Annotated in this window: 12 protein-coding genes; 3 read left to right on the forward strand and 9 right to left on the reverse strand. The window is 42.0% G+C overall.

Annotated features, from left to right (window positions below; genetic code table 11):
* Positions 1-11 precede the first annotated feature (11 nt).
* The 3 genes from ACFEL9_RS11425 to nirB form a co-directional block, all read right to left on the reverse strand.
* Entirely contained in the window at positions 12-1,547 is a 1,536-nt protein-coding gene (locus ACFEL9_RS11425) for an alginate export family protein (RefSeq protein ID WP_385889801.1), read from the reverse strand.
* 133 nt (positions 1,548-1,680) lie between these two features.
* Positions 1,681-2,010 carry a nitrite reductase small subunit NirD gene (nirD, locus tag ACFEL9_RS11430; protein WP_385889803.1) on the reverse strand — a complete coding sequence of 110 codons (330 nt, stop codon included), beginning with the start codon at positions 2,008-2,010 and terminating at the stop codon, positions 1,681-1,683.
* A 219-nt stretch (positions 2,011-2,229) separates the two neighbouring features.
* Positions 2,230-4,731 (reverse strand): nitrite reductase large subunit NirB, encoded by a 2,502-nt coding sequence (gene nirB / locus ACFEL9_RS11435; RefSeq protein WP_385889805.1) that lies wholly within the window; start codon positions 4,729-4,731, stop codon positions 2,230-2,232.
* A gap of 188 nt (positions 4,732-4,919) precedes the next feature.
* Here nirB and cobA point away from each other — a divergent pair, with 188 nt between their 5' ends.
* Both cobA and ACFEL9_RS11445 read left to right on the forward strand, forming a co-directional pair.
* The gene (cobA, locus tag ACFEL9_RS11440; RefSeq protein WP_385889807.1) at positions 4,920-5,696 is read left to right on the forward strand and encodes a uroporphyrinogen-III C-methyltransferase; all 777 of its coding nucleotides are present in this window, start codon (positions 4,920-4,922) and stop codon (positions 5,694-5,696) included.
* Positions 5,697-5,749: 53 nt separating this feature from the next.
* Positions 5,750-6,439: a Crp/Fnr family transcriptional regulator gene (locus ACFEL9_RS11445; protein ID WP_385889809.1), complete on the forward strand. Its 690-nt coding sequence runs from the start codon at positions 5,750-5,752 to the stop codon at positions 6,437-6,439.
* Between the two features lie 43 nt (positions 6,440-6,482).
* Here the strand turns inward: ACFEL9_RS11445 and ACFEL9_RS11450 are convergent, their stop codons facing one another.
* Together ACFEL9_RS11450 and ACFEL9_RS11455 are read right to left on the reverse strand one after the other, a co-directional pair.
* Positions 6,483-6,917, reverse strand: a complete 435-nt coding sequence (locus tag ACFEL9_RS11450) for an Hsp20/alpha crystallin family protein (protein WP_385889812.1) — start codon at positions 6,915-6,917, stop codon at positions 6,483-6,485.
* Between the two features lie 143 nt (positions 6,918-7,060).
* Positions 7,061-8,074: a metal-dependent hydrolase gene (locus ACFEL9_RS11455; protein WP_385889815.1), complete on the reverse strand. Its 1,014-nt coding sequence runs from the start codon at positions 8,072-8,074 to the stop codon at positions 7,061-7,063.
* Between the two features lie 145 nt (positions 8,075-8,219).
* Between ACFEL9_RS11455 and ACFEL9_RS11460 the strand changes: the two genes are divergently transcribed.
* Positions 8,220-8,537, forward strand: a complete 318-nt coding sequence (locus ACFEL9_RS11460; RefSeq protein WP_385889817.1) for a BON domain-containing protein — start codon at positions 8,220-8,222, stop codon at positions 8,535-8,537.
* A gap of 4 nt (positions 8,538-8,541) precedes the next feature.
* On the opposite strand, the gene ACFEL9_RS11465 is transcribed toward ACFEL9_RS11460, so the two are convergent.
* The 4 genes from ACFEL9_RS11465 to ACFEL9_RS11480 all read right to left on the reverse strand — a co-directional run bounded on the left by ACFEL9_RS11465 (position 8,542) and on the right by ACFEL9_RS11480 (position 13,243).
* Entirely contained in the window at positions 8,542-9,612 is a 1,071-nt protein-coding gene (locus tag ACFEL9_RS11465; RefSeq protein ID WP_385889820.1) for a dipeptidase, read from the reverse strand.
* A 114-nt stretch (positions 9,613-9,726) separates the two neighbouring features.
* Positions 9,727-10,833 (reverse strand): D-TA family PLP-dependent enzyme, encoded by a 1,107-nt coding sequence (locus ACFEL9_RS11470; protein ID WP_385889822.1) that lies wholly within the window; start codon positions 10,831-10,833, stop codon positions 9,727-9,729.
* A gap of 148 nt (positions 10,834-10,981) precedes the next feature.
* A complete protein-coding gene (locus tag ACFEL9_RS11475; protein ID WP_385889825.1) occupies positions 10,982-11,452 on the reverse strand; it encodes a RidA family protein in 471 nt (156 codons plus the stop codon).
* A 150-nt stretch (positions 11,453-11,602) separates the two neighbouring features.
* A complete protein-coding gene (locus ACFEL9_RS11480; RefSeq protein WP_385889827.1) occupies positions 11,603-13,243 on the reverse strand; it encodes an alpha-L-fucosidase in 1,641 nt (546 codons plus the stop codon).
* Positions 13,244-13,255: the final 12 nt, after the last annotated feature.

The following is a 13,255-nucleotide window of genomic DNA, read 5'->3' on the forward strand; positions in this document are numbered from 1 at the left end:
TTAAAGAATGATCACTTAAATAAAAATTCCGGCCTGATGTTGATCATCAGGTAACTCCAGGTGCCTGTAAGCTTTGCAGTATTGGGAGTAATACCTTTTGCATATTCCATGCTTTTGGTAGCAGCCATCAGGCTAAAGCCCCATTCCAGCGATACTGTTTTGTTTAATGCATAGGTGGCAAGAAAATCAAACTCGCTGCCGAGATATTTATCAATCGCATTACCATTTACATCCTTCATATCTTTTGCCAGCATGAAGTAGTGATAATCGAGTCCTGCAGTGAACCTTTTATTTTTGCTGCCATATTTTATTTTGAAATAAGGATCATTCAAACCGCCTGCAGGTGAGCCGGTACCTACGTAGAAATAATCCATCGTTCCCCAAAATTTATGCGGCGTGCCGTATAAAGGATCAAAACGATGACTGGTAGGACCAGAACTAAAAGCATCATTGCCTGAAACATAGTCCCATCCAGCGGTATAGCTGAATTTATTTTTCGTGAGTGTAAAACCTAATGTAGAGGTGTAACCACTTAAATCGATACCATCCTTGTCTTTACCGGCCTGGTAGTAAAAACCTGCGGTTAATGCCAATGATTTGGTTTTATTCAACGGGCTATTCAGCAATATGCCTGAAGTAATGCGGCTATAGGAGCCTTTTTGATTGAACCGGCGACCATAGACATAACCTGGTTCAATAACATTCGAAGTTTGTACTGAATCCAGTTTATATTTTCCGAAATGATCGGCCACTACAAGACCGGTTATTTTGGTATTTTTAAAAGTTTTCGCTGCATATAAAAACTGCAATGATTTGTAGTTTTGGTTCATCCCGTTGGTGGATGGAGGATTCACGAATGAGGGATTCCCTCCTTTACTGCTCAATCCTGATCCATTCATCAATGGTACAAGACCGGCCGGAGTAGCCACTAAAAATCCTTTACTGTCTTTTACAGTGACCGGTACATTGGCAGGTGTGTAATACACGCCATTGTAATTAAATGCATCTGTATTTTGATTAAAGGCAAAACCTGCATCAAGTTGCCAGCCTTTATCTAAAAATTTTAACACCGCTGCATCGTGACGGCGTGCCTGCTGCAACCAATCAAGATTTCCCAGCAAACGGCTGTCGTCGTACAATAATTCCTGGCGGCCAACTTTCAAAGCAAAATAATCAACGGGTGATTTTTTAAATGAACTGTCCTTTTTATTAGCAAGAATAATTTCTGCCCAGGCTTCATGCAAACCCAGCCTGCTGCCATCTGCGTTACTGATTGTAGATGCATCCTGGCCCCATACTCTCACATCCTGTACAGATGTCTGGAGTATCACTCTGCCTGCCTTGTAATTGAAAGTAAGCCGGCTTCTTTGCGAGGTAAAAAATGAAGCATCATTGGTTTTAGCCCGCAGAGTGCCTAAACCATTCCGGTACTCTGTACGGGTTCTTACCTGTCCCGTCAGTGTAAGCTGACCACTTGCTTTAAAAAGTGAGATCATCGCAAAGAAAATCAGCAAAATGGCTTTGGGTGCTTTTGTCTTTTTCTTCATAAATTTGCTTTGGTTTTTAAGTTGTGAACAATTTAGAATCCTCCCCCGGCTCGAGCTTCCATTTCGTCCGGGGCTTTTTTTGTACTGCCAGGAATTGATATTCCTGTCATATTTTTATTTAGCTGTTACTTTTTTAATCCTGAATCCCGATAAACACTTTTCCATTCTCTACCTTCACTTCGTACGTTTTAATAGAACACTCATCGCCGCTCAGGCATTCCCCTGTTTTTAACGAAAATGTTCTTTTGTGAAAAGGACAGGCCACTTTAGGTTCATCACCCTGGGTACCGATCATGCCACGGCTCAATGCCATTTGATTCCGATGGGGGCATTCATTTTGGGTTGCATACCATTCATTCAGCCGGGTGAAATGAAACAAAGCGATCTGCTTATCCTTATACTTTACACACACGCCGCCATTAGCAGGCATATCATCCACCCTGCATGCTAAAAACCAGGTCATTGTTTTTTCTTCAATCATAGTTTGATTCCTTTTTAAAAAATTATGATCAGTTTTCTGTTGTTTCCGGGGTCACAGAAAACAATAGAAGTACTGCTGCATTTTTCATACAGCCAGCAATCGTTTAATATGATGAAACCGTTTACCTGAAAACTGGCAAACAATCGTGAAGGAAAATTTTCAAAGGGAATGGATCTTTATTGATAATTATGGCAAATCAAATTATTTCCACTCCTTCGCTCTCTTCTGTTCACGCATCGCTTCAAATTGAACGGTTGGATCTTTTTCTTCCGGTGCATTGATAAAGTGGCTGAACCGTTTGCGGATCTCAGTGTTTTCAACAGCGGCTTTCCATTCACATTCATAACTGTCAACCAATAACTGCATTTCTTTTTCCCATTGTTCTGCCATACCCAGGCTATCATTAATCACCACATTGCGCAGGTAGTTAATACCTCCGTCCATTTTATTGAGCCAGGTTGCCGTTCTTGTCAACGGGTCGGCCGTTTTTATATAAAACATGAGAAAACGATCGATGTATTTGATACAGGTTTCATCGTCAACATCGGTAGCCAGTAATAAGGCGTGTTGTGGTTTGCTACCGCCATTGCCACATACATATAAATTCCATCCTTTCTCTGTTGCGATGATGCCGAAATCTTTGCTTTGTGCTTCGGCACACTCCCTGATACAGCCGGACACAGCTGATTTAATTTTATGCGGAGCCCGCAATCCACGGTACCGCTCCTCAATGCGAATAGCATAACTCACACTATCATGCAATCCAAACCGGCACCAGGTGCTGCCAACGCAACTTTTTACTGTTCTCAAAGCTTTACCGTATGCGTGGCCACTTTCAAAACCAGCTTCAATCAATTCCGCCCATATTTCAGGCAGATCATTCACGTGTGCACCAAACATATCAATACGCTGACCACCCGTGATTTTGGTATAGAGATTATATTTTTTGGCGATTTGGCCAATGACGATCAATTTATCAGGCGTGATCTCACCACCGGGAATACGTGGCACTACTGAGTAGGTACCGCCTTTTTGTATATTGGCTAAGAAACGGTCATTACTATCCTGTGCTGTAGCGTTTCCTTTTTTCAGGATCATTTCATTCCACAAACTGGCGAGTATCGATGCAACAGCAGGTTTGCACACTTCACAACCATGGCCGGTACCCAATTTATCCAGTACATCATCATATGATCTTAAATCGTGAATTTTGACGAGGTCAAACAATTCCTGCCGGCTGTGATTAAAATGTTCGCAAAGAACATTACGGACATATTTGCCCTGTGATTTCATGGCGTGTACCATCAAATCTTTTACCATTGGTACACATCCACCGCAACCTGTCCCGGCCTTTGTACATTTTTTTATCGCATCAACAGTGTCACAATTATTTTCTGTTACCGCGCTGCAAATACCTGCTTTCGTCACACTCTCGCAACTGCAGATCAGCGCATCATCAGGTAAGCTTAAAAGACCTGCACCAGCATCGCCCTCGCCTCCTCTTGCACCCAATATCAGGTCTTCGGGATTGGGTGGCAGCACCACTTTATTCTTACACGTCTGCAACAACATATTGTATTGCTCCGCCTCTCCTACCAAAATACCACCCAGCAGTTGCTTGCCATCACCGCTTATATTGATGCGTTTGTAAATACCTTTCATGCCATCATCGAGCACAATGGAACGGACATCATTACCAGTGATAAAGGGATCACCAAAGCTGGCCACATCTACACCGATTAATTTTAATTTGGTGCTCATATCAAATCCCGTGAAAGACTTATGGCCACCCAACAAATTTTCAACCACCACGTCAGCCATCTCATAGCCCGGGGCAACCAGGCCATAGATCATACCGCTGTGCAAAGCACATTCACCAATAGCGAAAATTTCGGGATCAGAAGTTTGCAATTTATCATTGACCACTATACCACCCCGGTTGCCGGTTTCTAATCCACATGTCTTTGCCACTTCATCCCGCGGTTTGATGCCGGCTGAGATCACCAGCATATCTATATCCATTGAACTGTTGTCCGAAAAACTCATTCCTTTTATACAGTCATCACCGAGAATAGCGGAAGTATTTTTAGAAGTATGGATAGTGAGGCCTAATGCTTCCAGTTTTGATTGCAATAATTTTGAACCGGCTTCATCAATTTGACGGGGCATTAAACGGGGAGCAAATTCTATCACCTGTGTATCGGTAATACCCAGGTCGAGCATGGCTTTAGCAGCTTCAAGGCCCAACAAACCACCACCTATTACTGCTCCTTTTTTTGACTTTTTCGCCCAGGCTGTCATTAGCTCCAGGTCTTCGATAGTCCTATAGATAAATACACCTTCCTTTTCTATACCGGGGATGGGCGGAACAAATGCGGCTGAACCCGTTGCAAGCACGAGGTAGTCGAAAGAGGCAGTAATGCCGTGATGAGAATAAACTGTTTTGTTGAGGCGGTCGATGCTTTGAATAGGGTCACCTAAATAAAGCCGGATATTATTCGCAGCATACCAACCGGCAGGAGCCATCGTCAGGTCGTCGGCTGATTTTCCTGCAAAAAATTCACTTAAATGGACCCGGTCATAGGCAGGTCTCATTTCTTCCCCAAACACGGTTATTTCCATTTGCCGGGCAGTATCACGGGCTACAAGCTTTTCACAAAACTTGTACCCTACCATTCCATTTCCTACTACCACTATCTTCATAAGTTAGACTTTTTTAAGTTTGAGTGTGGTAGCAAACAATCGTATTAGCAAATAATATATATAATGTATTTTATGAAAACAATCAATAGAATCACATTAAAATATTATTTATGTAATAAAATTAGGGCTTTTTATTTAATTTTAATTCATTCTTCAAAATAATTTTTCACATAATATTTAATATATATATGATTAATGTCAAAATATCCCTTGTTGGGGCCGGACCAGGGGATCCTGAACTAATTACTGTGAAGGCTATTCGCTCAATAAAGCAGGCCGATGTAATACTTTATGATGCGTTGGCCAATGAGGCCTTGCTGGAGTATGCCCGCCCGGATGCTATTAAAAAGTTTGTTGGTAAAAGATTTGGCTGCCATGCACTTTGCCAGGATGAAATAAATATGTTAATTCTTGAATATGCCCGTTCCCATGGTCGTATAGTGAGGCTTAAAGGCGGAGACCCTTTTGTTTTTGGGAGAGCACAGGAAGAAATTGAAGTTGCCAGGCAGGCAGGTATTCACGTTGAGGTTATTCCCGGAATATCCAGCGCATTGGCGGTACCTGCTATGCAAATGATACCTCTTACTAACAGGGGCATGGCCGAAAGCTTTTGGGTAACTACCGGTACTACAAGATCAGGCGACATTTCCAATGATATCAGGCTGGCAGCACAATCCACCGCCACGGTGATTATTTTAATGGCTATGAGTAAGCTTGAGGCTATCATGGACATATTTAAAGAACATAATAAAGCCAACACGCCGGTTGCTATCATTCAAAACGGAACGACAAAAGATGAAATTTGGATAACAGGCACTGTAAAAGATATAGTCTTTAAGGCCGAATTTGCCGGCATTACCAACCCGGCTATCATCGTGGTAGGCGAAGTGGTACAACTTCATCCGTCCCTGCTAAAAAAAGAGTTACACCAGCAAGTCAATCATTCACAATTTTCCAGGAGATAATTTGATATACTCCTTTCAGGCTACTATTGCCCGGCATTAATTTTAAAACGGCTATGAAACAAAATAAAAAAAACTGCGATTTGCAGAGCTGCGTATTGTGCAGGCAATGTGTAAAAGACTGGCTGCCCGCTATCGACGCCAACCGCAAAAGCTTTCACTTTAAAAAAGGCGAATTGCTTTTTAAGGAAGGAGAAACAATGACCGGGATGTTTTTTGTAAATCACGGTCTTGTAAAAGTGCACAAAAAGTGGAACAACGATAAAGAGCTGATCTTGCGCATTGCCAGAAGTGGCGATATTGTCGGCCACAGGGGATTAGGAACTGATACGATCTATCCTGTTTCCGGTACTGCGTTGGCCCCTACCGATGTATGTTACATCGATCTTGATTTTTTTGACAGTACATTGAAAATAAATCCCGGCTATCTATACCACCTAATGATGTTTTTCGCTGCGGAATTAAAAGAATCCGAGAAAAGAATGCGCAACATGGCGCATATGCCGGTAAAAGGAAGAATTGCGACTGCCCTTCTCTACCTGCGGCAAAAATTTGGTATCACTTCCGAAGGTAGTATTGATATCATCCTGAGCCGCCAGGACCTTGCTTCTTACACCGGCACCACTTATGAAACACTTTTCCGGGTGATGAATGAACTTGCCGAAGAAAATAGTATAAAGATGATTGGGAAAAATATTTTTATTCTTAACGAAGAAGCATTGATAAACTATACGAGACAGGAATAAATCGGTATAAAAAGAATGGGGTTATTAAAAACCCCATCCATCTTTAACTCACTGCAATTTCTTTTGTCGCTTTGACCTGGGCTTTTGACTTCGGTAACTCCAGGTTTAATATACCATCTTTATAAGTCGCTGCTATGCTATCATCTTTTACATTATCAGGCAGGTGGAAACTGCGTGTAAAGGAATTGTAGCTATACTCTCTCCGGGTATATTCTTTCCTGTCTCCAGTTTCAGCTTTTTCTGATTTTGCTTCAGCACTGATCGTAAGAATATCATCGTCCACTTTTAATTTAAAATCCTCCTTCCTAAAACCAGGCGCCACCACTTCAACAGAATAGGCTGTTTCACTTTCTGAAATATTTACTGCCGGAAAATCCCTCTCCCATTTTGACAACCAGTTGTTGTCAAAAAAATTATCGGCATTGAAAAACTCTCTCCATGGAGTCATTGCCCTGTTGCTTTTGATTTGGTTTGCCATAAGTTTCCTTTTTAATGGTTAGAAATATAAAAAGGGAGCAACAAACTTAATACCATACAGGGCACCGGCTATTCGTTTTGAAATCAGGTTGTTCTGATAAAACCTGTGCTCGTTGTGGAATACTTACCCCATTAAAAACGACGTCAATTGCCCTTAATGCGATTAATAAATGAACGGAAAGTCCTCCTGTTCCACCCTTCAAACCGTCCCCGCTGAACGATCAGGTCGTTTGCCCCCGGTTTGTCAAGAAAGTAATGAAAGGTAAATTTTTCCTGGGGATCATGCCAACCAACCACCTGGCCAAAGCGAAGAACATTAAACACCAGGGTATCATGACTATTTTCAACCGTATAAAAATCGCCGGCAAAGCGCAACAGGTCTTCCACTTCATCTTTATCGTTTACATTTAGCAATAAAGAATCGTTTTTTGGAAAATAAGCCAGGGAAGTCGGCCCATGATCAAATACCGAACGATATCCCACCCAAAAACCATGTTTGTCTTTTATCACTGTATACCAAAGCCAGGTATTAAAAGGCGACGGAGTTAAAATATAGCTGCCTCTTTCAACGGGAATGTTTTTGTCTGCAAGATCCTTTCTTAGTTTTTCATCCACGGATAACTTATTGACCAAAGCATACACCAGGTATACTCCCGCTAGACTTATTCCCAGCCAGGCCGCCCATTTTCTTCTTTTGTGTGTTAACGCCGCTATCATTAAAAAAACAAACCCTGAGAAAGCACCGATAGAAAAAAAGGGATCGGCTACATACAATACATGAAAAGAAAAACGGTCATGATTAAATGGCTCGAACCAACCGGTACCGTAAGAATTGAACGTATCGATAAATACATGGGAAAATATATTGATACTAAAAAGAAACAACCATCGTACACGGGATATAGGCCGGGTAGGGTATACTTTCCATGAGATAACCGATAACACCAGGGTCATGATGACCCCAAACAATATGGAGTGAGTGAAGCCCCGGTGTGCCAGCAGATCATCCGAAGTGCCTAACCAAATTTGAGGAATAAAATCAACATCAGGAATGGATTGACCGATGGCCCCCAACAACAGGGCTTTTTTGCCTAATACTTTTCCGGCTACCACTTCCCCGATACAGGATCCCAGGACAATATGCGTTAACGTGTCCAAATAAAATAATTGATTACTGAGTAGTTATAAATTTCCGGAAATTTTTCAACCCCTCCCTATCAAACAAGAAAGATACCAACCGGACCGGCTCTAAAAAAATGTAACTTTGGCGAGATGATATTACCGGGCTTTTCAATGTTTTGTTATGGACGAAAGTAAAATACCAGCAGCCGACGAAATCATCCGTCAAAAAATAGTTGAGCTTCTCTTCAATGATCCGACCATTGATAGCGGCAAGATTCATGTGGAGGTTACAAATGGCGAGGCGCTTTTAAAAGGCCATATTGATACAGAGGCTGAAAAGCAGCGTTCCGAAGAAATGGCCCGAAGCATTGAAGGAGTAAAAAATGTAGTCAACCATTTGCATATCGATGTAGGTTTAGCACATGCACTGAGCAGCCTGGCTGCACATATACAGGGAGATATTATCAAAGGAGATGACGATGACACTAATAAAATCTGAACCTCTATTTCCAGGTATTTCTCAGAAACCGTAACCAGTTGCCGTGCATAATTTTTTCAATGTCATTTGCAGAATAGCCTCTTTTTGTAAACAGGTCCGGCAGTTTTTGCAGATCGGCAATTGTTTCCAAATCATAAGGACACTGCTCCCTGCCAAATGCTCCATCTAAATCAGAGCCAATTCCAATATGATCAGCATTGCCGGCCAACTGGCAGATATGATCTAAGTGGTCAATCATTACTTCCAAACTGCAGTTCATGGCTTGTGGTGTTGATTCGCCTCTCACCCAGTTTGGAACCATCATCCATGCATCCAATGCACCACCAATCACTGTTCCCCGGCTGATCAATTCCTTAATTTGCTCATCACTGAACTGGCGGTTATGATTTACCAATGCCCTTACATTATTATGGCTTGCCCATATATGCCCGCTGAAATGACCCATTGCCTGCCAGAAAACATCATCACATAAATGCGTTACATCCAAAATAATATTCAACTCTTCCATTCTTTTTAACAATGCCAAACCATTTGCATTCATTTTGCCGGTGGCATCGGTGCCGTTTGCATATCTTCCGGGGCCATAATGTGCCGGACCTATCGCTCTTAATCCATACTGATAAGCTTTCTCCAGGTGTTGTATAGTAACAATTGAATCGGCTCCTTCCAAACTTAAAATATATCCAATGGGCTTGTTGTGATTGGATTTTTCATTTGCCCAAAGAGCAATATGCCCTTCCAGCGAAGCGGCGTCATTTATTTGTATCATTTCCCCTTCTTCTTCCATGGCTTTGTACCAGGCGAGTTGTCCCTGGGTTTGCGCCCAGGCCTGTTCGGGAGAATGCCAGCCCGGCAATGGATTGCCTGGCGCCACATATCTTCCTATTTGCGTAGCGACAACCAAACCAATATTCCCCTTTCTTAATTCGGGTAATGATACAGTTGCCTTGCCGCGGTCGGGTTTGTCCGTTAATCCTTTTTCTCTTTCATTGATTTCAGCAATGGGCCGCTTTAAATCGCGGTTCCATTCCAGTGCATTCATGCTAAGATCGAGATGGGCATCTATTGTAAACATATTTTAATAGCTGTTCAATGCTCAATTTCCAACGTTCAATGTTCAGGACAGAAAGATCCACGTTCTTCAATTGAGCATATTGGTTGAAGTTTTACTTACTGTATCAGGAATTAATTACAGGCTGATTTTCCTGTCACGGGCAGCGATCTTCCATTCGCCGGTCACAATCCCCCCTTCCACCGTAAATGCTATTTCGTATAAAGCACAGGTGGGGCACACATGTACCGGCATTCCATAAAGCACATCGCCAATTTTATACCTGTGTCCCTTCTCAGCTCTTAACACCAGGTGTTCTTCACTATGACCAATGAATTCGAGATCCGGTGCATTTAAAAATTGTACCCGGTTAGCCAACACATTTTCTGAAGCGATAGATTTATGTCCGAGATCCGTACATATCGTCGTTTCATCCGGTAATGAGATGATACGGCTGATAACTAATGCTGCAGGCAAAAAAGGTTGTTCTTTATATTTTTTTGCATAACCCGCATCCCAGTAAATAAATGTACCGGGACTGCATTCTACGTTTTCTCTTTTGATGTGAACAGGAAATGTGGGTGACCCACCGGCGACAATTACCGGTTCTTCGTATCCTTTTTGCAATAAGTCTCTTTTTATTTTTTCCACCGATGCAAACGCTTCATCAGCTTTTGTTGTTCTTGTCGCAAGATCTTCGTCCACAATATGACCATCATATGCATGCAATCCAACAGGCTCCATTCCTTTTAATTGCAAACAAAATTCGTAAAGATCAACAGCACTGGCCGGTAAAATGCCGGTTCTATTCATACCCACATTCAGGTCAATAAAGACCGGAATAGTTATACCGCCTTCTGCTGCGCCTGCAGCAATATGCTGAGCAGCATTTTTGTCATCGACAAGACATGAAAACTTTGTTGCCGGGTATTGCTTTATTAGCGAAATGAATCGCTGAATTTTCGGACCTATAGGTTGGTAGGCCAGCAACACATCCGGGGCATTGACCGTTGCCAGCATTTCCGCCTCGGCAATAGTTGCGCATTTAAATTTGCTGAGACCCGCTTCCAGCATCAGTAAAGTCACGTCGGCTGACTTATGTGTTTTTACATGCGGACGCAACCGATCCGGGTCTCCGATCAGTGACTTTATCAAAGCAATGTTTTCCTTTACCCGGTCGGGATACACTACCAACGCCGGCGAATCTATGTCGTGAATATTCCTGATCTTATACCATTCTTCCATAACAGACGATTATAACATCAAAATAAACAACCCTACTGGTTTTAGAGGTTTGGGACGTTTAAAAAGTTTAAGAAGTTAGGATTAAACGTCTTAAACCCCTGTCCACCGGCAGGCGGGCTTTTGAACTTATTGAACATTTTAAACCTGGTTAATGCAACTCAAAAATCACCTCTATTTCCACGGCCATATTATTGGGTAAAGAACCCATGCCCACGGCACTTCTTGCACCAATGCCATTTTCTTCACCCCATATTTTTGCAAACAATTCGCTGCAGCCATTAATGACGTAAGGATGCTTTTCAAAATCGGGAACAGCGTTTACCATGCCCAGGGTTTTGATCACTCTTTTGATTTTATTAAAACTGCCAATACTTGCTTTAAGTGTGGCAAGAATAGTTAACCCGGTCTGTAATGCAGCAAGCTTTGCTTTTTCCTGGTCTATGTCCTGCCCTACTTTGCCGGTAATAAAAGTTTTGTCTTCGAGCATGGGACCATGACCGGATAAATATAAATAGTTGCCGGTGATCAAAGCTGGTTTATAAATACCTCCCAGCGGCGGCGGTGGTGGCAATGTCAATTTTAATGATTCAAAATTCTGATCAGCGTTAATGTGTTCCATTATGTGGTTTTATGTTTTAATCGTAAAAGAGATAACAGTTGCAAACTTAACAAGCGCATTAAAGCTGACATAAAATATTTTGCCAGGCAATTAGGATCGGATGGTTGGTTTTAATTGTAAATGAGAAAGGACGAAATTCAAAATGCTGTTTCACTGCGTCCAAACTTTTTCCTCCCCGTTTATTTCAATACGACTGTACGCAACAATTGCTTTGTACTCGTACCGCTGGCCTCTCTTTAAACCGATAAGATTTGCTTTAAAATTTCCATTAACATCAATGGCAACTGCTTTTGATTTTATCCAGGGCCCTGCATACAGGTCCTCTGTTTGGCCATGGTAGGGCCGATACAGGAAGAAAGCTTTCATTGGAGCGCTGGTCGCATAATTATATACTTTACCTGTTAATAAAGCATTCGCTGCAGATGGCTTCGCATCAACGGTACTTACCTGCAACGGATGAATCGTTGGTTCTACATTCTCCATTTTAATCACAACAGGATTGGGCCAGCGATGGTCATCGTAGATTCGTTGCGCCTTCACCACTGAAACAAGCAACCCGGTATCTGTCTGTTGAAACTTACAGCTTACGTCTTTTCCCGGTTTGTATTCCTGTATAAGGCTATTCTGTCCCAGCACACTTATCTTAGTTTTCGTATTTTCTTTTATAGAATGAAAAGTAAACGATTTCCTGTCTCCTTCCTTCCATGCAGCGGCATCCGTTACAAACGCATACACCGTTTTTTTATCAATGGATGAGGTGAACCATGTACTTTTTTCATTTGTAATCACCCACGGTCTTACATTATCAACGGCTTCCCTGTTAATAAAATACCAGGCAGCCATTTCCCGCAGACGATCCTCCTGCTCTCCGGCCATTTCTCCATTGGGTTTTGGGCCAATGTTTAACAGCAAAGAACCACCTTTGCTTCTCGCTTCAATCAATAATTCAATCAATTTTGTTCCTGTTTTATACCTGTCATTCGTTGGCTGATACTGCCAGGCTGTCCCCATCGTGATGCAGGAAAGCCAGGGCTCATTAATAGTTACTCCGGGAAGCATTTGTTCGGGTGTCTTTAATGCGCCTCTTGTTATCAAAATATCCGGCTGCAATCTCCAACAGGTTTCTTTTACTATCTCTTTTGGTTCGCCATCAATAAACAGCAGATCAATTTTACCATAGCTGGTCATTAATTCTTCGCATTGCTTTTTGGTAAAATCATTGAATTCTTTTTTGACCGCATCATTCATCATCACATTATCACGGCTGATAGGCATATCATGTTTATAAAGAAAATTAAAATCTTCCGGTGAAAAATAAAAACCCACCTGTAGCCCAGCCCGTCTTGTAGCTTCTACCATTTCTTTCAGCAGGTCTTTTTTGTAAGCTGAATTCATAATATTGAAATCAGTGGTTTTTGTATCCCACATACAAAAACCCGAATGATGTTTAGTAGTAAACATGATATACTTCATACCAGCCAATTTGGCCAGCGTAGCAATCTCATCGGGATCAAATTTTTTCGGGTTGAACATTTGTGGCAATTCAGCAAAATACCGTTGAACATAATCACCTGATGCTCCTACCAATGAATGACTGATCACAATACCTAATGGCGCATCTACACTGAAATGAATAAACATCCCGTTGTTGGTATTGCGCAGCCATTCTTCACGTTCCGGTTTATTAAGGTTATAGCTGCTAGACTCATCATCGTTTACCACGTCCTGCGCCGAAGAGAAAAAATAAACCAGCATGAAAGTGATACTTGCCAGCACTCTTTTACTATTCATGACCATTGATTA

This window comes from Terrimonas alba (assembly GCF_042434975.1).
Taxonomy (GTDB): Bacteria; Bacteroidota; Bacteroidia; order Chitinophagales; family Chitinophagaceae; genus Terrimonas_B; species Terrimonas_B alba.